This window comes from Nonomuraea sp. NPDC050153, from assembly GCF_044460125.1.
In the GTDB taxonomy this organism is placed as follows: domain Bacteria; phylum Actinomycetota; class Actinomycetes; order Streptosporangiales; family Streptosporangiaceae; genus Nonomuraea.
The window spans coordinates 43913-63325 of sequence record NZ_JBITJQ010000005.1; the positions used below are offsets into that span (position 1 = coordinate 43913).

20 protein-coding genes and 1 riboswitch are annotated in these 19413 nt (G+C 71.7%); of the genes, 8 read left to right on the forward strand and 12 right to left on the reverse strand.

From position 1 onward, the window contains the following. Nucleotides 1-2: 2 nt before the first annotated feature. On the reverse strand, nt 3-752 hold the full coding sequence (locus ACIBQ1_RS15125; protein ID WP_397277754.1) for a protein phosphatase 2C domain-containing protein: 750 nt from the start codon (nt 750-752) through the stop codon (nt 3-5). A 6-nt stretch (nt 753-758) separates the two neighbouring features. Next, nucleotides 759-1868, reverse strand: a complete 1110-nt coding sequence (locus tag ACIBQ1_RS15130) for a M24 family metallopeptidase (RefSeq protein WP_397277756.1) — start codon at nt 1866-1868, stop codon at nt 759-761. A 134-nt stretch (nt 1869-2002) separates the two neighbouring features. Here ACIBQ1_RS15130 and ACIBQ1_RS15135 point away from each other — a divergent pair, with 134 nt between their 5' ends. Both ACIBQ1_RS15135 and ACIBQ1_RS15140 read left to right on the forward strand, forming a co-directional pair. Next, entirely contained in the window at nt 2003-3253 is a 1251-nt protein-coding gene (locus ACIBQ1_RS15135) for a PP2C family protein-serine/threonine phosphatase (protein ID WP_397277757.1), read from the forward strand. Continuing rightward, the gene (locus tag ACIBQ1_RS15140; protein WP_397278428.1) at nt 3253-4146 is read left to right on the forward strand and encodes a 5'-3' exonuclease H3TH domain-containing protein; all 894 of its coding nucleotides are present in this window, start codon (nt 3253-3255) and stop codon (nt 4144-4146) included. The genes ACIBQ1_RS15135 and ACIBQ1_RS15140 overlap by 1 nt, the downstream gene beginning before the upstream one ends. On the opposite strand, the gene menD is transcribed toward ACIBQ1_RS15140, so the two are convergent. Both menD and ACIBQ1_RS15150 read right to left on the reverse strand, forming a co-directional pair. Next, on the reverse strand, nt 4143-5804 hold the full coding sequence (gene menD / locus ACIBQ1_RS15145) for a 2-succinyl-5-enolpyruvyl-6-hydroxy-3-cyclohexene-1-carboxylic-acid synthase (protein ID WP_397277758.1): 1662 nt from the start codon (nt 5802-5804) through the stop codon (nt 4143-4145). The two genes, ACIBQ1_RS15140 and menD, sit on opposite strands and share 4 nt — an antisense overlap. After that, nucleotides 5801-6694: an o-succinylbenzoate synthase gene (locus ACIBQ1_RS15150; protein WP_397278429.1), complete on the reverse strand. Its 894-nt coding sequence runs from the start codon at nt 6692-6694 to the stop codon at nt 5801-5803. The genes menD and ACIBQ1_RS15150 overlap by 4 nt, the downstream gene beginning before the upstream one ends. A gap of 81 nt (nt 6695-6775) precedes the next feature. Between ACIBQ1_RS15150 and ACIBQ1_RS15155 the strand changes: the two genes are divergently transcribed. From ACIBQ1_RS15155 to ACIBQ1_RS15165, 3 genes are all read left to right on the forward strand, one after another. After that, entirely contained in the window at nt 6776-7921 is a 1146-nt protein-coding gene (locus ACIBQ1_RS15155) for an AMP-binding protein (protein WP_397277759.1), read from the forward strand. Nucleotides 7922-7965: 44 nt separating this feature from the next. Continuing rightward, nucleotides 7966-8283, forward strand: coding sequence for a hypothetical protein (locus tag ACIBQ1_RS15160; protein WP_397277760.1), 318 nt, complete (start codon nt 7966-7968; stop codon nt 8281-8283). A 168-nt stretch (nt 8284-8451) separates the two neighbouring features. Next, nucleotides 8452-9789 (forward strand): RNA polymerase sigma factor, encoded by a 1338-nt coding sequence (locus ACIBQ1_RS15165; protein WP_397277762.1) that lies wholly within the window; start codon nt 8452-8454, stop codon nt 9787-9789. 132 nt (nt 9790-9921) lie between these two features. On the opposite strand, the gene ACIBQ1_RS15170 is transcribed toward ACIBQ1_RS15165, so the two are convergent. Continuing rightward, complete coding sequence (locus ACIBQ1_RS15170) at nt 9922-10320, reverse strand: hypothetical protein (RefSeq protein ID WP_397277763.1); 399 nt, start codon at nt 10318-10320, stop codon at nt 9922-9924. 114 nt (nt 10321-10434) lie between these two features. On the opposite strand from ACIBQ1_RS15170, the gene ACIBQ1_RS15175 reads away from it, so the two are divergent. Together ACIBQ1_RS15175 and ACIBQ1_RS15180 are read left to right on the forward strand one after the other, a co-directional pair. Beyond that, nucleotides 10435-10995, forward strand: a complete 561-nt coding sequence (locus ACIBQ1_RS15175) for a TetR/AcrR family transcriptional regulator C-terminal domain-containing protein (protein ID WP_397277765.1) — start codon at nt 10435-10437, stop codon at nt 10993-10995. A 200-nt stretch (nt 10996-11195) separates the two neighbouring features. After that, nucleotides 11196-11387: a DUF5999 family protein gene (locus ACIBQ1_RS15180; protein ID WP_185074362.1), complete on the forward strand. Its 192-nt coding sequence runs from the start codon at nt 11196-11198 to the stop codon at nt 11385-11387. 7 nt (nt 11388-11394) lie between these two features. Here the strand turns inward: ACIBQ1_RS15180 and ACIBQ1_RS15185 are convergent, their stop codons facing one another. Continuing rightward, nucleotides 11395-11985 carry an alpha/beta family hydrolase gene (locus tag ACIBQ1_RS15185; RefSeq protein ID WP_397277766.1) on the reverse strand — a complete coding sequence of 197 codons (591 nt, stop codon included), beginning with the start codon at nt 11983-11985 and terminating at the stop codon, nt 11395-11397. Nucleotides 11986-12067: 82 nt separating this feature from the next. Here ACIBQ1_RS15185 and ACIBQ1_RS15190 point away from each other — a divergent pair, with 82 nt between their 5' ends. Next, entirely contained in the window at nt 12068-12421 is a 354-nt protein-coding gene (locus ACIBQ1_RS15190) for a hypothetical protein (RefSeq protein WP_397277768.1), read from the forward strand. A 106-nt stretch (nt 12422-12527) separates the two neighbouring features. Here the strand turns inward: ACIBQ1_RS15190 and ACIBQ1_RS15195 are convergent, their stop codons facing one another. The 6 genes from ACIBQ1_RS15195 to ACIBQ1_RS15220 all read right to left on the reverse strand — a co-directional run bounded on the left by ACIBQ1_RS15195 (nt 12528) and on the right by ACIBQ1_RS15220 (nt 19281). Next, nucleotides 12528-13325, reverse strand: a complete 798-nt coding sequence (locus ACIBQ1_RS15195; RefSeq protein ID WP_397277770.1) for a tetratricopeptide repeat protein — start codon at nt 13323-13325, stop codon at nt 12528-12530. 157 nt (nt 13326-13482) lie between these two features. Then, nucleotides 13483-16308 carry an aminomethyl-transferring glycine dehydrogenase gene (gene gcvP / locus ACIBQ1_RS15200; protein WP_397277772.1) on the reverse strand — a complete coding sequence of 942 codons (2826 nt, stop codon included), beginning with the start codon at nt 16306-16308 and terminating at the stop codon, nt 13483-13485. A gap of 169 nt (nt 16309-16477) precedes the next feature. Continuing rightward, nucleotides 16478-16577: riboswitch (glycine riboswitch) on the reverse strand. 120 nt (nt 16578-16697) lie between these two features. Then, a complete protein-coding gene (locus tag ACIBQ1_RS15205) occupies nt 16698-17318 on the reverse strand; it encodes a MerR family transcriptional regulator (RefSeq protein ID WP_397277774.1) in 621 nt (206 codons plus the stop codon). A 147-nt stretch (nt 17319-17465) separates the two neighbouring features. Next, nucleotides 17466-17936 carry a bifunctional nuclease family protein gene (locus ACIBQ1_RS15210; RefSeq protein WP_090771501.1) on the reverse strand — a complete coding sequence of 157 codons (471 nt, stop codon included), beginning with the start codon at nt 17934-17936 and terminating at the stop codon, nt 17466-17468. Between the two features lie 132 nt (nt 17937-18068). After that, nucleotides 18069-18695: a MerR family transcriptional regulator gene (locus tag ACIBQ1_RS15215; RefSeq protein WP_397277776.1), complete on the reverse strand. Its 627-nt coding sequence runs from the start codon at nt 18693-18695 to the stop codon at nt 18069-18071. Between the two features lie 73 nt (nt 18696-18768). Further along, nucleotides 18769-19281: an FHA domain-containing protein gene (locus tag ACIBQ1_RS15220; RefSeq protein WP_397277778.1), complete on the reverse strand. Its 513-nt coding sequence runs from the start codon at nt 19279-19281 to the stop codon at nt 18769-18771. Nucleotides 19282-19413 lie beyond the last annotated feature (132 nt).

Genomic DNA, 19413 nt, shown 5'->3' on the forward strand with positions numbered 1-19413 from the left:
CCTCAGACGCGGGTCCAGGCGGCGGTGGCGTCGTCGTGCCGTTTCCCGTGCGCGGGCGGCCGGCGCCTCTCCAGCTCCCTGACCGCCGCGATCACCGCCTCGGGGCCCTCCCCGTCCAGCGCCGCCACGAGGTCGCGCCAGCTCCAGCCGTACCACTCGACGAGCCGCGACACCCCGTCGGTGAGCGCGCCCACGCCGCGCGCGTCCGCCACGACCCCGCACCGCCCCTGCCGAGCCGCCTCCGGGCGGCTGCCCGCCACCCAGAACCCGCCGGGCGCGTTGCGCATGCGCCGCACCAGCTCCACCGTGTACGGCCGCCCGCCCGGCAGCCGGTCCAGCCGGTCGTCGCTCTCCACCCGGACGCCGCCGCCCGCCAGCGAGAAGACCACGGGCGAATCGCCCAGCACGAGATATTCGACGCCGTCACGACCGGCGCGCACCAGGGCCACCGTCGAGGACGGCGAGTCGGGGTTGTCCAGGTCGCAGGTGCCGGAGTGGGCGGCCATCGTCGTCTCGATGGCCGCCTCCAGGATCTCCGCCAGCGGCGAGTCACGATCGGCGCTCAGGCCCGCCGCCAGCGCGCCCCCGAGCCGTCCCACCAGCCACGGCACGTCGTGCGCGCACCCGCTGGCGACGTCTTGGGCGGCCGTCGCCCCGTCGAGCACGACGATCCACGACGGCCCCGCGATCACCAGGTCCTCGTTGGGCCGCCCGGACCCCGGCCTGCTGGCGCAGGCGATCTCCGCGAACACGACCTCCTACACGATGACGAGGTCGCGCGGGGTGTTGTTGAGGCGCTCGGCGCCCGTGTCGGTGCAGACCACGATGTCCTCGATCCGCGCCCCGTGGCGGCCGGGCAGGTAGATGCCGGGCTCCACGGAGAAGGCGAAGCCGGGCTCCATCGGCTCGCCGTTGCCGGAGACGATGTACGGCTCCTCGTGCGTCTCGATCCCGATGCCGTGGCCGGTGCGGTGGATGAAGTACTCGCCGTAGCCCGCCTCGGCGATGATGTCGCGAGCGGCCGCGTCGATCGACTCGCACGAGACCCCCGGCCGCACCGCCGCGCAGGCCGCGTCCTGCGCCCTGCGCAGCACCTCGTAGTAGGCGGCGAACTCCGCCGGCGGCTCCCCGACGCTGTACGTGCGCGTCGAGTCGGAGCAGTAGCCGTTGTGCAGCTGCCCGCCGATGTCCACCACGACCGGCTCCCCGGCCTGGATCACCCGGTCGGACACGTCGTGGTGCGGGCTGGCGCCGTTGGGCCCGGAGGCGACGATGACGAAGTCGACGGTCGCGTGGCCCGTCGCCAGGATCGCCTCCGCGATGTCCCGGCCCACCTCGCGCTCCGTGCGCCCGGCGCGCAGGAACTCCGGCACCCGCCGGTGCACCGCGTCGATCGCCTCCCCGGCCTCGCGCAGCGCCGCCACCTCCGCGGCCGACTTGCGCATCCGCAGCTCCCGCAGCACGGTCCCGGCCAGCACCTGCTCCGCCTCCGGCAGCACCTCGCGGAAGCGCAGCGAGGACATGGCCCACATCCGGTCGGCCAGGCCCACCTTCTCGACCTGCCCGAGCCGCGCCGCCGCGATGGCGTACGGGTCGTCGGTCTCGTCCCACGCCACGAACTCCAGCCCCAGCCGCGAGGCGGGCGACGCCTGCGCCGCGGGCAGCTCCAGGCGGGGCACCATCATGTACGGCTCACCGGAGGCGGGCACCACGAGACACGTCAGCCGCTCCAGCGGCTTGGCCTCATATCCGCTCACGTAGCGCAAGTCGGGGCCGGGCGTGAGCAGAAGGGCGTCGAGACCGGCCTTGGCGGTGGCCTCCTGGACGGCGGCGAGACGGGACACGGGATACAGATCTGAGGACGTCACAGCCCATAATCTACTCGGACCGCGCCGCCTAAAATCCGCGAAAAGCTCTCACAACACGGCAAGCCACCGCTACACTCCGTTCAAGGTTGATCACGTATTGTGGGGTCAATTGTCCAGTCTTTGAAAGTGGGACCATGGTCGACGTCGCAGGCGCGGCCGACGCCGAGATGCACGCCGTACGACTGGCGCACGCACAGCGGCTCGGCAACATGGGCTGGGCGGAATGGCACATGCACACCGGCGAGACGATCTGGTCCGACCAGGTCTACCTGATCTTCGGCCGCAACCCGGCCGACGGCCCGATCGCCCTGCCCGACCTGGCCAAACATGTCGAGAAGGCGGACATGGGCACGCTCGACCGGCTCCTGTGGTCGGCCGTGGAGAGCGTCGAGCCGGTCCAGGCCGAGTTCCGCATCCGCCGCCGCGGCGAGCTGCGCGACCTGCGCGTCGTCCTCGAACCCCTCATGGCCCCCGGCGGCCCCATCGGCCTGCACGGCGTCATCCAGGACATCACCGGCCGCCGCCGCGCCGAGCGCCTGATGTCGGAGTCGCGCCGCCAGCTCCTCGAAGCCCGCGAGCAGGCCGCCGAGGAGCGCCACGTCATGCTCGCCCTGCGCGAGGCCATCCTGCCCGAGCACCCCGGATGCCTCGACCTGCCGCACACCACGATCGCGGTCCGGTACGTGCCCGCCGAGAAGACCGCCAGCCTCGGAGGCGACTGGTTCGAGGCCGCGCCCGCGCCCGACGGCCGGCTGCTGCTGGCCATCGGCGACGTCTCCGGCCACGGCCTGCCCGCCATCGCCCACATGGCCCAGCTCCGCCACGCCCTCGTCGGCCTCGCCATGACCGGCCAGCCCGCCCACCGGCTGCTCACCTGGCTCAACGACCTCGTCATGCACCAGCTGAAGGAGACCACCGCCACCGCGATCATCGGCCATCTGGACCCGGAGACCCGCGTGTTCGCCTGGGGTCAGGCGGGCAACCTGGCGCCCATCCTCGTGCGCGACGGGGTCGCCAGCCAGCTCGACCAGCCCCGCGGCGTGCTGCTCGGGGCCGCCTCGGGCCGCCCGTACGAGCTGGCCACCACCCGGCTGCTGCCCGGGGACCTGCTGCTGCTGTTCACCGACGGGCTGGTCGAGCGGCGCACCCGCGACATCGACGTCGGCCTCGACCTGGTGCTCGCCGCCGCCCGCGACGTGCCCACCCGCCACCTGGACGCCGGGCTCGACCGTCTCCTGGCCGACATCGGCGGCCCGAACCCCGAGGACGACGCCTGCCTGCTGGCGGTGTCGATACCGGCGTCCATACCGGCCCGGATACCGGCCCGGATACCGGCGCAGAGCGAGGAACCGCTCGTCAAGGGTGCGACCATAGACCCGTGCTGATGCTTCTCGACACTCCGTCGCTCTACTTCCGCGCCTTCTTCGGCGTGCCGGAGTCGATCAAGGGCCCCGACGGCTCTCCGGTCAACGCCGTGCGCGGCCTCATCGACATGATCGCCACCCTTGTCCGCCAGCACTCCCCCACCGAGCTCGCGGCCACGATGGACGCCGACTGGCGGCCCGCCTTCCGCGTCCAGGCGATCCCCACGTACAAGGCGCACCGGGTCGCCCACGGCAACACCGAGGAGGTCCCCGAGGCGCTCGTCCCGCAGATCGCCGTCATCCACGACGTGCTCGACGCGCTCGGCATCGCCCGCCCGGAGTCGCCCGGCTACGAGGCCGACGACGTCATCGGCACCCTCACCCACCGGGCCCCCGGCGCCGTGGACATCGTGACCGGCGACCGCGACCTGTTCCAGCTCGTCGACGACGCCCGCCCCGTACGCGTCCTCTACACCGCCCGCGGCATCCGCAACCTGCAGATCGTGGACGAGGCGTTCGTCACCGCCAAGTACGGCATCCCCGGGCGCGCCTACGCCGACTTCGCCACCCTGCGCGGCGACCCCAGCGACGGCCTGCCCGGCGTGGCCGGCGTCGGCGAGAAGACCGCCGCCGCCCTCATCACCCGCTTCGGCTCGCTCGACGCCCTGCTCCAGGCCCTCGACGCGGGCGTCACCGACGGCTTCCCTGCGGGCAGCCGCACCAAGCTGGCCGCCGCCCGCGACTACCTGCGCGCCGCCCCCGCCGTCGTCGAGGTGGCCTCCGACGCGCCGCTCCCCGACACCGACCTCACCCTGCCCGCCAAGCCGCGCGACCCCGAGGCCCTCGTGGCCCTGGCCGACCGCCACGGCCTCGACGGCCCGCTCAACCGCCTGCTCGACGTGCTGGGCGGCTAGCCGTCGAGGTAGGAACGGACGGCCTCCTGCGCGGCCTCGCGCAGGCGGGCGTGCACGATCACGTTCTCCTCGCGGTCGGTGCGCACCTCCACCACGCGCGGCCCCTCGCCACGCAGCGCCTTGGGCAGGTCGGAGATGTCCTCCACCAGCGTGTACGGGGTCCGCGTGGCCGCCGCCACGTACGCGAGGTCCACCCCGTGCGGCGTGCCGAAGACCCGCTCGAACGGGTCGCGCACCGCCGCCTGGGGCAGCAGCGAGAAGATGCCGCCCCCGTCGTTGTTGACGACCACGAAGCACAGGTCGGGCCGGGGCTCGCGGGGCCCGAGGATCAGCCCGTTCTGGTCGTGCAGGAACGACAGGTCGCCGATCAGCGCATAGGAGGGGCCGTTGTGCGCCAGCGCCGCCCCCATCGCCGCGGACACCACCCCGTCGATGCCGGAGGCGCCCCTGCTGGCCATCAGCCTGATGCCGCGCCGGGGCCGCATCGACTGGTCCAGGTCGCGGATCGGCATCGAGGAGCCGCAGAACAGCAGCGCGCCGTTGGGCAGCGAGTCGACCAGATCTCTCGCCAGGCGCGGCTCGCTCGTGCCCGACGCGTCCAGCACCGCGTCCGTGGCCGACCTGACCGCCGCGTCCGCCTGCCGCCAGGCGTGCAGCCACGAATCGTCACCGGCCGCCACCGGGATCTCCACGGCCTGCGCCACCTGCGTGGCCGAACGGGTCGGGTCGGGCCAGCGGCCCAGGTCGGGGGCCACCACGATGTGCTCCCCTGCCCGCTTCAGCCACGACAGCAGCGGCCTCGACAGCCCCGGCCGCCCCAGCGTCACCACCACGTCGGGCCGGTGCGTGTCGGCGAACTCCGGCATGCCCAGCAGGTAGTGGTAGGTGGAGATCGCGTGGTCGCCATAGCGGCCGCCGCCGTTCGGCTCCGACAGCACCGGCCAGCCCGCCATGCCCGCCGCCGCCACGTACCGGCGCACGTTGGCCGCGCCGTCGCCGACCACCAGCACGCCGCGCCTGGTCGGCGCGATGTGCAGGGCGACCGGCGGGGGCGCGACCCTGGCCCGCACCCACGGGCCGTTCGCGCCGCCGTCGAGCGGCTCGGACCAGGAGGTGTCGCCGTCGGGGATCAGCGGCTCCCTGAAGGCCAGGTTGAGGTGGACGGGCCCAGGATCGGACGGGCCCGAGGCGCGCTGGTAGGCGCGGCAGGCCAGCGAGCGCCAGTAGGCCACCTGCCCGGGACGGTCCTCCGGCACCCCCACCTCGGCGAACCAGCGGGTCGCCGAGCCGAACAGCTTGATCTGGTCGATCGTCTGGTTGGCGCCCGTGCCACGCAGCTCGGGCGGCCGGTCGGCGGTCAGCAGCAGCAGCGGCACGCCCGACTCGCTCGCCTCGATCACCGCGGGGTGGAAGTTCGCCACGGCGGTGCCGGACGAGCAGATCAGCGCCACCGGCCGCTCGCCACGCTTGGCCAGCCCCAGCGCCAGGTACGACGCCGACCGCTCGTCGATGCGCACGTGCAGGCGCACCCGCGACTCGGCGTGCAGGGCCAGCGCCAGCGGGGCGGAGCGCGAGCCGGGGGCCACCACCACGTCGGTGAGGCCGCAGCGCACCAGCTCGTCGACCAGCACCGTGGCCAGCGCCGTAGCGGGGTTCAAAGTGACGCCTCCTGCATCCGGCGAAGCCACTGGGGAGATTCAATCTCAAAATCCGACAAAAGCCTAAAATCCACCGAAGGGCGCCGTACCGTCAGAGCTCCGTTCACCGGCGCCAGAGAGTCGTCCACCACGTCACCCGCCAGTAACGCCATCGTGCCCAGCCCGCACGCATACGGCAACGCCGGCAGCGCCGCCGCCAGCGCCAGCCCCGCGGCCAGCCCCACGGACGTCTCCACGGCACTGGAGACCACGGCGGGCAGCCCGCACGCCTCCACCACCTTGAGCGCCGCGCGCACCCCGCCGAGCGGCTGCACCTTGACCACCGCGATGTCGGCCGCCTCGGCCGCCCGCACCCGCAGCGGGTCCTCCGCCCTGCGGATGGACTCGTCGGCCGCGATCGGCACGTCGCACGCCCGCCGCACCGCCGCCAGCTCCTCCAGCGTGGCGCACGGCTGCTCGGCGTATTCCAGGTCGAACCGGTCGAGCCGCTTCAGCCGCCGCACCGCCTCGTCCACGTCCCAGGCGCCGTTGGCGTCGACCCGCAGCCGGCCGCCCGGCCCGAGCGCGTCGCGTACGGCCTCCACCCGGGCCACGTCGTCGTCGAACGTCTGGCCCCGCTCGGCCACCTTGACCTTGGCCGTGCCGCAGCCCGACCGCCGGACGATGTCGTGGGCCTGCTCGGGCCCCACGGCGGGCACGGTCGCGTTGACGGGGACGCTGTCGCGCACCGGCTGCGGCCACCCCTCGAAGGCCGCCTCGCGGGCGCATGCCAGCCAGCGGGCGCACTCGCGCGGGCCGTACTCCGGGAACGGGGAGAACTCCCCCCATCCGGCGGGACCGTGCAGCAGCACGCCTTCCCTGACGGTCTGTCCACGGAACCGGGTGCGCATGGGGATGCGGAAGACCACGGGAGAACGCGTCACGACCCTCCCTGCGCCGCTGTCCGACCTGTCGCCACTAACCTTACGAGCATGTGGAGGAACCCGTCGCATCCGGACCGTCCGCTGCATGCCATTGTGCAGCCTCCCGGCCCCGACCTGTTCGCGGCGATCCGCGACGCGCTGTCCGGCGCGGGCCCGGCGGTGCTCCCCCTGGCCCCGGGCCACTCCGAAGCCGCCGTGACCGCGCTGCGCCCCACGCACGTCAACGGCGCGCTCCGGAGCGACGGCGAGGGCGTCCCCTCCGACGTGGCGGTCGTGATCGCCACCAGCGGCAGCACCGGCGCCCCCAAGGGCGTGATGCTCTCGGCCACCGCCCTGCGCGCCTCGGCCGCCGCCTCCCTGCGCCGCGTGGCGGCCTCCAAGGGCGAGCGCTGGCTGTGCTGCCTGCCCGTCGCCCACATCTCGGGCCTCCAGGTCCTGGTACGCGCCCTGCTGTCGGACAGCGAGCCGATCATCCACGCCCGGTTCGACCCGCAAGAGGTGCTCACCTCGGGGGCCGACCACGTCTCCCTCGTCCCCACCCAGCTCCACCGGCTGGTCGAGCTGGGGGCGGACCTGTCGGTGTTCCGCACGATCGTGCTCGGCGGCGCCGCGCCCCGGCCGGGGCTGCTGGAGCAGGCGCGGGAGCTCGGCGCGCGGATCGTCACGACGTACGGGATGAGCGAGACGTGCGGCGGCTGCGTCTACGACGGCCAGCCCCTTTACAATGTAGATCTCAAGATCGGCGATGACGGGCTGATCAGGATCACCGGTCCCGTGCTGTTCTCCGGCTACCGCTTCGGCGATTCCGACCCGTTCGACGGCGACTGGTTCCGCACCTCCGACCTGGGCGAGCTGACCGGCGGCCGGCTGCGCGTGCTGGGCCGGGCCGACGACGTGATCAACACCGGCGGCGAGAAGGTCGTGGCCGCCGCCGTGACCGCGGTGCTCTGCACCCATCCGGAGGTGGCCGACGCCGCCGTGATCGGCACGCCCGATGCGGAGTGGGGCGAAGTGGTCACCGCCATCGTGGTGCCGGCCAATCCCGACACGCCACTCACTCTTCGCCAATTGCGGGCGTTCTGCCGCGATAGGCTTCCCCCTCACGCCGCCCCGCGCAGCCTGCGCCTGGTGTCCCAGCTGCCGCTACTTCCGAATGGGAAGACCGATTTGGTACGGCTCCGGGCAGGAACCTGACGAGTTGCGGCTGCGTCATAGTTGGGGAGAGGGAGGGAGCCTTCATGGATCAGACCCGCAAGATGTGGGCATCCGCGGCCGTCGTCGGCGTCATCGTCGTCGGAGGCGCCTCAGTCGCGGCGGCCGCCTCGGCGGGCAAGCTCGATCAGGTCGCGAAGGAGACCCGAGCCGTGGTGGAGAAGCAACCGCTGCCGGCGTCGTCCCCGACGCCCACGACCAGCGACGACGGCACCGTGGTGTCCCACGAGGTCAACCCCGACCCTGACGCGGTCGTCGACTACTGGACGGACCAGCGCCTGCAGGACGCCCAGCCGATGCCCATGCCCGAGGTCTCGGCCGGGGAGATCAAGATCGGGGAATAAGACCCGCAGGAGGGGCGGTTCGTCCATTGGGGCGTTCCGCCCCTTTTTCATCCCAGCGGGAACAAATGACGGCGATTGGCGTTATTGATACTGGTGCGCCGTGCGGACAGAAGCCGCCCCACCACAACCTGCCTGATCGCTTCGACTCCGTACGGAGGAGGTGTCCTCATGCCCAGAACCGCCGTAGCGACCCCACCTGCGACTCTCGACCAATTGATTGAACGAGGGCGAGCCCAGGGTCACCTTTCTCTCGCGGAGCTGCGTGACGCGTTCGCGGACGCCGGTATCAGCCCCTCTGAAGGCCGCACGATCCTGCGCGAGCTCTCGGAGAGCGGTGTGAGCCTGGCCGCCGAGAACGAACCGTCTCTCAGCAAGACCGCCCCGAGGAAGACCTCCAGGAAGCCCGCGCGTGCAAAGACTACCGGCCGCAAGGCTGCGGAGGCAAAAACCGCCACGGAGGTCGCGGCCAAGGCCGTGACCCGCCCCGAGCCCAAGCCGGAGCACGAGGAGGACGTGCCGGAGGACCTCGCGCTGAGCGCCGAGGACGCCGACCTCGACAACGACGGCGAGCAGATCGACCTGGACGACAACCAGTCGGTCATGGGCGACTCCGTGCACACCTACCTCAAGTCCATCGGCCGCCGCACGCTGCTCACCGCGGCGCAGGAGGTCGAACTGGCCCGGCGGATCGAGGCGGGCCTGTACGCCGAGTACAAGCTGGAGACCGAGCCCGACCTGCCCGCCGCCGCCAAGGAGGACCTCCACCTGGTGATCGAGGACGGCAAGCAGGCCAAGGACCACATGCTGGAGGCCAACCTGCGGCTCGTGGTGTCGGTCGCCAAGAAGTACACCGACCGCGGCATGTCGCTCCTGGACGTGGTCCAGGAGGGCAACCTGGGCCTGATCAGGGCCGTGGAGAAGTTCGACTACACCAAGGGGTTCAAGTTCTCCACGTACGCCATGTGGTGGATCAGGCAGGCCATCCAGCGTGGTTTCGCCGACTCGGCCCGTACGATCCGGCTGCCCGTGCACGTGCTGGAGATGCTGTCCAAGCTGTCGCGCGTCGAGCGTGACATGCACCAGCGCCTGGGGCGCGAGCCCACGCCCGAGGAGCTGGCCGTCGAGCTGGACAAGACGCCCGACCAGATCGAGGAGCTGCTGCGCACCAGCCGCCAGCCGATCTCGCTCAACGCCACGATCGGCGAGGACGGGGAGACCACGATCGGCGACCTCATCGAGGACGTGGACTCGCCGGAGGCTTCGGAGATCGTCGACCGCCAGCTGCTGGGCGACCAGCTGCGTGGCGTCCTCGACAACCTCTCGCCCCGGGAGTCGAAGATCATGGCGCTCCGCTTCGGCCTGGTGGACGGCAAGCCCCACACGCTGGACGAGATCGGCAAGCACCTGGGACTGACCCGGGAGCGGATCCGCCAGCTGGAGAAGGAGTCGCTGTCCAAGCTCCGCCACCCCAGCAACACCCGCCCGCTGCTGGACTGGGCGAGCTGAGAACCCGAAGCCCCGGCACAACGAGGGAGGCTGTGCCGGGGCTTCTTCATGCGCCCGCCCATGGCGACGCGCCCGGGGAACGCGACCGCCCCGAAGCCCGGCGTGGGGCCTCGGGGCGGAAAAGTCCTGAGGTCAGAGGGTCGCGGGCAGCGGACGGGGCACGCGCGGGATCCCCCACATCCGGTTGTCCTCGCGCAGCGTGCGCAGCCGGTCGACCTCGGCCGTCCACATCGCCCCGGTGGGCGTGGCCTTGGCCTTGCGACGGGCGATCCGGTCGTCGTAGGCCTTGACCCCGAACGTGGCCCGCTGCCCCGCCTCGGCGGCCCGCAGGGCGTCGGTCAGCGCCCGGTCGAAGAACCGCCCGGCCGCCAGCAGCTCGACCTCGTCCGCCGCCGCGGCCCGCAGCTCGCGCAGCGTCTCCTCGGCCTCCCTGGCCTTGTCGAGCAACTCGGGGAAGCTCTTGGAGATCTCCTGGTCCGCGTGGTAGCGAACCTCGGCCTCCCGGCTCACCCGCGGACGGAAAAACGCCATCGAACCTGCCCCTTCACCCAGCCGGTACTCGTTCAACCGCCAAGGGTACGCCGTCCTGCGACACAGCGGGAAATCGACCCGGCGCGACCGGCTTTACGAAGTAAGATGATCTCCATGCCCGCCAAGAGACCGCCGGTCCCGCTCTCCCGCGAGCGGATCATCGAGGCCGCGCTCCACATCGCCGACAGCCAGGGCCTGCGGCGGCTCACCATGCGCCGGCTGGGCGACGCCCTGCAGGTGGAGGCCATGGCCATCTACCACCACCTGCCCAGGGGCAAGGAGGCGCTGATGGACGCCCTGGCCGAGCACGTCACCTCGGTCCGCGTCGAGCAGGCGCCCACCTGGCAGGAGACCGCCAAGGCCTGGTGCCGGGCGGGGCGGGAGCTGCTGCGCGAGCATCCGGGCGTGCTCGCGCTGGCCCTGACCAAACCCCCCAAAGGCGCCACCGCCCTGGCCATCAGGGAGCAGACGGAGCAACTCGCCGACGGCGGGCTGAGCGACGCGGCGGAGGCCGTGCGAGCGCTGCGGGCCTTCGTCTTCGGGAGCGTGGCCGTCGAGGTGCAGCAGTCAGGCTGGGCCGATCCCGAGGTTGACGAATGGGTCAGGAGGGACGAAAGAGCAGATATCGATTTCGAGCGCGGGCTCGACGCTCTGCTCAAGGGATTGCAAACGTAGTGCGCGTGTCACGCTTGGCCCGTTATCCTGCATACGGCACGCTGTGTCGAAGGTCACACGAACGGGGATCTCTCCTGTAACAGTCCTGATGGACTATGTCCGGGAGTGTGACTTCTGTCGCACACTTGCCACGACAACAACCCGAGCCGGCTCCCGACCCTCCAAACGGGAGCATCCCACGAGATATCGGAGGCACGCCGATGTGCCCGCACGACCCGGCCTGTCCGGATGCCGAGGCGCCCGACCGCGAGAAGGCACGCACTCTCGCCTGCCACCCCGAGCAGGGGTGGAGCCTGCTCTGCAACGGTGTCGTCCTGTTCGAGGACACCGGAGAGCTCCTGCCCAGCGGTGCCGCCATCGCGCCGCACCGGCCCGTGGTCGGCGCGGCGTGAGCTAGGACTAGGCGTAGTGAACTATCCACTCCGCCACGACCTCGCCCACTCGGGCGGGGTCCTTCTTGAGGTCGTGTCCCTCCCCCGGCAGCACCACCAGGCGTGCCGCGTCAGCGGCGTCCGGCACGCCGAACGGATCCCGGTCCCCGTTGACCACCAGCACGTCGACCCCGGCGCCGCGTAGCTCGTCGGCCCTGGAGCGTTCCGGCTTCCCCGGCGGGTGCAGCGGAAAGGCCAGCGCCACCACGGCCGCCGCGCCGACCGCCCCGGCCGTACGACAGGCGACCCGCGCCCCGTTGCTCCGGCCGCCCTGCACCAGAGGCAGCCCCGGCCAGAGCGTGCGCACCTCCTTGAGGACGATCTCCCACGCCTCGTCCTGCTTGACCGCCGATCCCGGCGCCCGTGCCCCCGCTACCCTGAACGCCTGCGTCACCCTGGCCACGACGGCCCCGGCCTCGATCGCGGCGTCCCGTACGGCCAGCAGGTCGGGAGCCTCCACTCCCCCGGCCGAACCGTGGGTGAGCACCAGCAGCAGGCGCGGGTCCGCGACCTCGTCCACCTGGACGAGCGCGGGCCCCCGCGGGGTCATGACCTCCATGCCAGCACCGTACCTGGGGAGGATCGCACCTTAGCCCTCAGGTCGGATGACGGCGTGGCGCCGGCGATGGATGATTGCTGTCATGCCAGATAAGCGCCCCATCCGGGATGATCTCCAGGCCACCCTGGACGCCCGCCGGGACCTCGGTCCCGAGTACGAAGCCGCGCTCGTCGAGTCGTTCGTGGAGCGGCTCGACGCCACGATCTCCGCCCGCGTACGGGCCGAGCTGGACCACCACGGCGCCACGCCGCACCGCCAGAAGAGCCCTCCCGGCGCGGCGATGATCCCGATCGCGCTGGGCTCGATGGGCATCGGCATCCCCTTGACGGCCATCGCGGCCGGCAACGCGGGGCTGGTGGGGCTGACGATCACGTGGATCGCGATCGTGGTCATCAACGTGGCCTCGGCCGCGGCCATCATGCGCCGCAACTACTGACCCCTGCGAGCGATCGGCAGGCACCCGGCGGAGGCCACGGGAGCGCCCCCGCCCCCTTCCGCTGCCCGTTCCCGGGCCGCGGTGGTGTTTCAGGCGTCGCTGTGTTTCAGGCGTCGCGGTGGTAGCGCAGGCGGACCTCGGCGGCGAGGGTCTCGTTCTCGTGCTCCAGCCCGTACGACCACACCCGCCCAGCGTCGTCGGCGCGCCCGCGCAGCGGCAGCGTCCTGGCCAGGAGCTCGATGGCCAGGGCGCTGGTCTGCGGGTCCATCCCGTACTCGACGCTCTCGGCGAACTCCGCGCAGGCCAGCTCCAGATGCGCGATCCCGAGCTGGACCCGCAGCCCCGCCACCTCCTCGTCCGGGGCCATCTCCAGCGCGTCCAGGAGCACGTCGGCCGCCGCCCCCGGCTCTCCGTGCTCCAGCAGCAGGTCGGCCAGCTGCTGGGCCGCATGCGCGCCGACGCCCGGGTCGCCGCTCTCCATCGCGGCGCGCAGCTCCTTCTCGGTCTCGTCCAGGTCGCCGGCGCCCATCGCCAGCCGGGCCAGCGCGAGATGGGCCAGCGGCACGTAGGCGGCCGTGCCGACCCCCAGGACGGCCTGCCAGGCGGCCCTGGCCTGCTCGGCGCGCCCCTCCCGCTCGAAGCCCTGAGCCAGGTGGCAGGCGGCCTGGGCGGCGTACTCGGGGTGTCCGGTGGCCAGCGCGGTCCTGGCGGCGTTCCTGGCGGCCTCCACGTCGCCGCGCTCCTCCAGCACCACGGCGAGCCCCACCGCGGCCTGGGCCCGGTCCGGGTCGCGAGGGTCGGCGACCAGCTCGGCGAGGATGGCGGCGGCGCCGTCGAGATCACCGCGTTCGGCCAGGCGGCGGGCGGCGTCTAGGGGCGGGGTCTCCAGCTCTGAGGACGTCAAGAGAGCTCCTTCTGGCGACGGTCGCACCGAGCCTAACCATTTCTGGCGATCATGTCTGCTCAGTTGACGCGGAAGGAATGACCGGCTTCGGACCCCGGCGCACCAGCGGGCGCGGCGGCCCCCCGCACACCACCGCCCGCGCCCGCTCGGGGAGCTTCTAGTCCTCGTATGCCTCCAGCGGCGGGCAGGAGCAGACCAGGTTGCGGTCTCCGTAAGCCTGGTCGATCCGGCGCACCGGCACCCAGTACTTGCCGTCCCGCAGCGACGCCAGCGGGTAGGCGGCCTCGCTGCGCGGGTACGGGTGGGTCCACTCGTCGGCGCTGACCGACTCGGCCGTGTGGGGGGCGTTCCGCAGCGGGTTGTCCACCCGGTCGTAGGCCCCCGACGCCACCTTGTCGATCTCGCCGCGGATGGCGATCAGCGCGTCCACGAACCGGTCGAGCTCCCCGAGGTCCTCGCTCTCGGTCGGCTCGATCATCAGCGTCCCCGCCACGGGGAACGACATGGTCGGCGCGTGGAAGCCGTAGTCGATGAGCCGCTTGGCCACGTCGTCCACGGTGACCCCGGTCTCCTTGGTGATCTGCCGCAGGTCGACGATGCACTCGTGGGCCACCAGCCCGCCGCGCCCCGTGTAGAGCACGGGGTAGTGCGGGGCGAGCCGCCTGGCCAGGTAGTTCGCCGACAGGATGGCCTGCTCGGTGGCCGCCGTGAGCCCCTCGGAGCCCATCATCCTGATGTACGCCCACGAGATCGGCAAGATCCCGGCCGAGCCGTACGGGGCCGCGGAGACGGGCCCCACCGGCGTGCCGTCGTGCAGCGGGTGGCCGGGCAGGAACGCCGACAGGTGGCCGCGCACCGCGACCGGGCCGACCCCCGGGCCGCCGCCCCCGTGCGGGATGCAGAACGTCTTGTGCAGGTTGAGGTGGGACACGTCGGCCCCGAACTCGCCCGGCTTGGCCAGCCCGACCAGCGCGTTGAGGTTGGCCCCGTCCACGTAGACCTGGCCGCCGGCGTCGTGCACCTTGGCGCACACCTCGGTGATCGTCTCCTCGTACACGCCGTGCGTCGAGGGGTAGGTCACCATGATCGCGGCCAGCGCGTCGCGGTGCTTGTCGATCTTGGCGTCGAGGTCGGCCAGGTCCACGTTGCCGTCGTCGTCGCAGGCCACGACCACGACCCGCATGCCCGCCATGACCGCGCTGGCGGCGTTGGTGCCGTGGGCGGAGGACGGGATGAGGCAGACGTCGCGCTCGCCGTGGCCGGCCGCGCGGTGGTAGGCGCGGATGGCCAGCAGTCCGGCGAACTCTCCTTGCGAGCCGGCGTTCGGCTGGATGGAGACGCTGTCGTAGCCGGTCACCTCGGCCAGCCAGTCCTCCAGCGTGCCGATCAGCTCGCGGTAGCCCTCGGCCTGGTCCTCGGGCGCGTACGGGTGGATCGCGGCGAACTCGGGCCAGGTGATCGGCTCCATCTCGGTGGTCGCGTTCAGCTTCATCGTGCAGGAGCCGAGCGGGATCATGGAGCGGTCGAGCGCGATGTCCTTGTCCTGCAGCTTGCGCAGGTAGCGCAGCATGGCGGTCTCGGAGCGGTGGCTGTGGAAGACCGGGTGGGTGAGGTAGCCGGACTCGCGCTCCAGCGAGGCGGGCAGCGCGTCCGCGTCCAGGGCCACGTCGGTGCGGTCGACGCCGAAGGCGGCCCACACCTTGGCGACCTCGGCGGCGCCGGTCTTCTCGTCGCAGGAGATCGACACGTGGTCGTCGCCGGCCCGCCAGAGGTTCACGCCCCGCTCGGCGGCGGCGGCGACCACCTCGGCGGCCCGGCCGGGCACGCGGACGAGCACGGTGTCGAAGAAGTCGCCGTGCACGACCTCCAGGCCCGCCTCGCGCAGCCCGCCGGCCAGGGCCACGGCGTGCCGGTGCACCCGGTGGGCGATCCGGCGCAGGCCCTCGGGGCCGTGGTAGACGGCGTACATGCTCGCGATGACGGCGAGCAGGACCTGCGCGGTGCAGATGTTGCTGGTGGCCTTCTCGCGGCGGATGTGCTGCTCGCGGGTCTGCAGGGCCAGCCGGTAGGCGGGGTCGCCGTCGGCGTCCACCGACACGCCGACCAGGCGCCCCGGGATCTGGCGCTGCAGGCCCTCGCGTACGGACATGTAGGCGGCGTGCGGCCCGCCGAACCCGAACGGCACCCCGAACCGCTGCGAGGACCCGATCGCGATGTCGGCGCCCAGCTCGCCGGGCGCGGCCACGAGGGTGAGGGCCAGCAGGTCGGCGGCGGCCACGACGAGCGCGCCCGCCTCGTGCGCGGCGGCGGCCACGGCGCGGAAATCGCGCAGCCGCCCGGACGCGCCCGGGTACTGGACGAGCACGCCGAAGCACTCGGGCAGCTCGCCGTCGAGGGAGTGCTCCACCAGCGTGATGCCCAGGGGCTCGGCCCTGGTGGCGAGCACGGCCTTGGTCTGCGGCAGCGCGTCGGCGTCCACCACGAACACGCTGCTCTTGGACCTGCCCGCGCGGCGGGCCAGGGTCATCGCCTCGGCGGCGGCCGTGCCCTCGTCGAGGAGGGAGGCGCCCGCGACGGGCAGGCCCGTCAGGTCGGAGACGACGGTCTGGAAGTTCAGCAGCGCCTCCAGGCGCCCCTGCGAGATCTCCGGCTGGTACGGGGTGTAGGCGGTGTACCAGCCCGGGTTCTCCAGCAGGTTGCGGCGGATGACGGCGGGCGTGATCGTGTCGTGGTAGCCCAGGCCGATCATGGAGGTGAGCACGCGGTTGCGCCCGGCCAGGGCGCGCAACTCGGCGATGGCCTCGGCCTCGCCGACGGCGGCGGGCAGCTTGAGCCGGTCCTTGGCCCTGATGGCCTCGGGGACGGCCACGGCCACCAGATCCGCCACGGACGCGAAGCCCACGGCCTCGAGCATGCGCTGCTGCTCGGACTCAGACGGGCCGATGTGCCGGGACGAGAACGGCGGGGCTGACAGGTCGGTCATGGACAGTGCCTCCCGAGGCTTTTGGAGACCGGCGCCGTGGCGCGGGCGAGTGCCGGGTCTCCCCCTCTGTCAGTGCGGCGGCGCCGCGACCTGAGAGCTTCACCCCGGGACTGGGGCTTGCACCGTCGGTGAGGCGCGCCTGGCAGGTGCGCCTGCTTTCCAGAGTTGCCTCACCCGAGCGGTACAGGGTGCCTGAGAGATTCCGGGGAGGGTTGCTCCTTCGGCGCCCCGAGACCCGAGGGCCTCAGGGACTCTCCCGCACGGGGTCGTCAGCCTTGCTGTCCTAGATTACAACCATCCGCGTTACACCAGAATTTCCCCGTTGGCGCGTTATGCGCGGATTGCCCGATGGGCCGCATCCCGCGGCCCATGGCAGAAGGGGTTCTACGCTAGCTGAGGCCCCGCGCGCGGCGGCGGCGGGCCAGTTCGTCAGCGGGATGGTCGGCCGGGACGGTGTCCTCGACCGCCGCTCGTTCCCCCGGCAGCTCCGCGAGGGAGCCCTCGACCTCTCGCCAGACCCGGCCGAGCGCGATGCCGAACACGCCCTGACCGCCCTGGAGCAGGTCGATCACCTCGTCGGCCGAGGTGCACTCGTAGACGCTGACGCCGTCGCTCATGAGCGTGATCTGCGCGAGGTCGGCGACCCCGCGGTCACGCAGATGCTGCACGGCCGTGCGGATCTGCTGGAGCGACACCCCTGTGTCGAGGAGCCGCTTGACGACCTTGAGCACCAGGATGTCGCGGAAGCTGTAGAGCCGCTGGGAGCCCGAGCCCTGCGCCGCTCTTATCGTGGGCTCCACGAGGCCCGTGCGCGCCCAGTAGTCGAGCTGCCTGTAGGTGATGCCGGCCGCCGCGCAGGCCGTCGGCCCGCGGTATCCGATGTCCGCCGGCAGCGACGCCGGCTGCTCGTCGAAGAGCAGGCCCTGCTCCCCGGCACGCTGCCGCGCGCTCTCGCGCCGAACCGGATCTTCCTGGCCGGCCGTCTTTCCCTCGCCGCTGCTGACCGCCACGCGGACCTCCGGCTTTCTCTCATCCCGCGGCCTGATCTGGGGGTTCGTAAAGGGCGACCACGGGTTTCACTTGCACCGTAGGACCGTGACCATGCCCAGTCAACGATCCGGCTCGGCGCGTCGTGAAGCGTAAATGCACCGAAATACCTACCCCGCCCTGCCGAAGTCTTCGGGAGTGATCGTGTCAAGGAACTCCCTGAACTTCTCCACCTCGTCTTCCTGGTCGTCCGGGATGATCACCCCGGCCTCCTGGACGACCTCCTCGCTGGCGAAGATGCGCGCTCCGGTGCGCAGGGCGAGCGCGATCGAGTCGGACGGCCGCGCGCTCACCTCCACGCCGTTGGAGAACACCAGGTCGGCGAAGAAGATGCCGTCACGCAGGGCGACGATGTTGACCGCTCGCAGGCCGACGCCCAGAGCGCTCAGCACGTCCCGGAAGAGGTCGTGCGTGAGCGGCCGCGGTGGTGGCTCCTCCGCCTGGGCCAGGGCGATGGCCGTCGCCTCGGTCATGCCAATCCATATAGGAAGGAACCGCTCCCCGTGTGCCTCCTTGAGCAAGACGATCGGCTGATTTGTGGGCATTTCAACTCGAACGCCCACGACCTCCATCTGCAACACGGGCTGCTCCGTATTCCTGACCGGTCACCCGGCACAGCTATTTGCTGGTCGCTTCTGCTGACTGGCTACTGCAATTCAACGTAACACCCAGCGGGCGTGGAATGCGCCTCCGCCTCCCAGCTCGCCAGGGTCTCAACGCCCCAGGACGGACCGGATCCCCGACCGTACAAGGGATGCGTGCAGGTCGAGCAGGAGCGTGGAAAGCTCCCTGGCGACCTCATCGGCCTCCCCGATGGCACCGGGGGCCCGTCGTTTGAGTATGGGCGCGACGGCCTGCTCGACGAGCCCGCACTCGCGCTCGGCCGCGGCCTTGACCGCGCGCAGGTGGCGGGCGCGCAGGCCGAAGCGGGCCAGCGCGCCGACGCTGCGGGCCACGTTGAGCGCCTCTTCGTCGTAGCGCCTGGCCACCGGGGCGAGCAGGCCGTAGTCCTCCAGCTCGGTGAGCGTCTCGTCGTCGATCCCCGCGGCCTCGATCAGCTCGGCCCGGCTGAGCCGGATCTCCTGCTTCTCCTGGACGGCGCGCGGGCGGCCGAAGCTCTCGGCCATCCTGTCCTTGATCACCCGCAGCGGCAGGTAATGGTCACGCTGCTCGCGCAGGATGAAGCGCAGCTGCTCCACATGCAGATGGGTGAACTTGCGGTAGCCGGACGGGCTGCGCTCCGGCTCGATCAGCCCCTCGCCCTCGAGGAAGCGGATCTTGGAGATCGTCACATCGGGGAACTCGCCCTGAAGGAGCGCGAGCACTTCCCCGATGCTCATGTGAGAGCGTGCCGCCTGGGAGGTCATGCGACCTCCCGGGAAGGTGCGTCCACGAGTCGCTCTCTCGGCTCGCTCATACGCCGGCGTTGGCCCGCATCAGGAAGACGAGGCGGAACTTGCCGATCTGCACCTCGTCTCCGGAGTGCAGGGGAACCTCCTCGATGCGCTCCCTGTTGACGTAGGTGCCGTTGAGGCTGCCCACGTCGCGCACGGAGAACTGGCCGCCGGGGTGGCGGTAGAACTCCACGTGGCGGCGGGAGACCGTGATGTCGTCGAGGAAGATGTCACTCTCGGGATGGCGCCCGGTCGTGGTGAGGTTTTTGTCCAGCCGGAAACGGCTCCCCTGGTTGGGGCCTCTGGTCACCGTGAGCAGCGCCGTGCCGGGCGGCAGCTGCTCGACCAGAGCCCGCTCCGCCAGGAGCATGTCGCCTGCCTCAGCCTCGTATGCCTCGATTCCCGCGATGGAGATCGTCGACGTGGTGTCCCCGGAGACCTCGGGTCTGGCCAGCGGTGACCCACAGCGGGAACAGAAACGGGCATCCTCGGGGTTGGCGTGCCCGCACTGCGTGCAGTAGACGCTCGGCATCGATCGGCTCGGCCTCCTACCGCGAAGACGCGGCGACGGTGCTCAAAGACGCGCCTCGCTTCGCTTTTTCAAGTTTGCGAATGCCGCAACATACGCTGATCAGCGGCAAAGGTCAAGGCGGGGCACTGGACT

Coding starts and splice junctions, on each gene's coding strand:
- ACIBQ1_RS15135 (WP_397277757.1), top strand. CDS start 2,003: ATGGTCGACGTCGCAGGCGCGGCCGACGCCGAGATGCACGCCGTACGA.
- ACIBQ1_RS15140 (WP_397278428.1), top strand. CDS start 3,253: ATGCTTCTCGACACTCCGTCGCTCTACTTCCGCGCCTTCTTCGGCGTG.
- ACIBQ1_RS15150 (WP_397278429.1), bottom strand. CDS start 6,694: ATGCGCACCCGGTTCCGTGGACAGACCGTCAGGGAAGGCGTGCTGCTG.
- ACIBQ1_RS15155 (WP_397277759.1), top strand. CDS start 6,776: ATGTGGAGGAACCCGTCGCATCCGGACCGTCCGCTGCATGCCATTGTG.
- ACIBQ1_RS15160 (WP_397277760.1), top strand. CDS start 7,966: ATGGATCAGACCCGCAAGATGTGGGCATCCGCGGCCGTCGTCGGCGTC.
- ACIBQ1_RS15165 (WP_397277762.1), top strand. CDS start 8,452: ATGCCCAGAACCGCCGTAGCGACCCCACCTGCGACTCTCGACCAATTG.
- ACIBQ1_RS15170 (WP_397277763.1), bottom strand. CDS start 10,320: ATGGCGTTTTTCCGTCCGCGGGTGAGCCGGGAGGCCGAGGTTCGCTAC.
- ACIBQ1_RS15175 (WP_397277765.1), top strand. CDS start 10,435: ATGCCCGCCAAGAGACCGCCGGTCCCGCTCTCCCGCGAGCGGATCATC.
- ACIBQ1_RS15180 (WP_185074362.1), top strand. CDS start 11,196: ATGTGCCCGCACGACCCGGCCTGTCCGGATGCCGAGGCGCCCGACCGC.
- ACIBQ1_RS15185 (WP_397277766.1), bottom strand. CDS start 11,985: ATGGAGGTCATGACCCCGCGGGGGCCCGCGCTCGTCCAGGTGGACGAG.
- ACIBQ1_RS15190 (WP_397277768.1), top strand. CDS start 12,068: ATGCCAGATAAGCGCCCCATCCGGGATGATCTCCAGGCCACCCTGGAC.
- gcvP (WP_397277772.1), bottom strand. CDS start 16,308: ATGACCGACCTGTCAGCCCCGCCGTTCTCGTCCCGGCACATCGGCCCG.
- ACIBQ1_RS15215 (WP_397277776.1), bottom strand. CDS start 18,695: ATGAGCATCGGGGAAGTGCTCGCGCTCCTTCAGGGCGAGTTCCCCGAT.
- ACIBQ1_RS15220 (WP_397277778.1), bottom strand. CDS start 19,281: ATGCCGAGCGTCTACTGCACGCAGTGCGGGCACGCCAACCCCGAGGAT.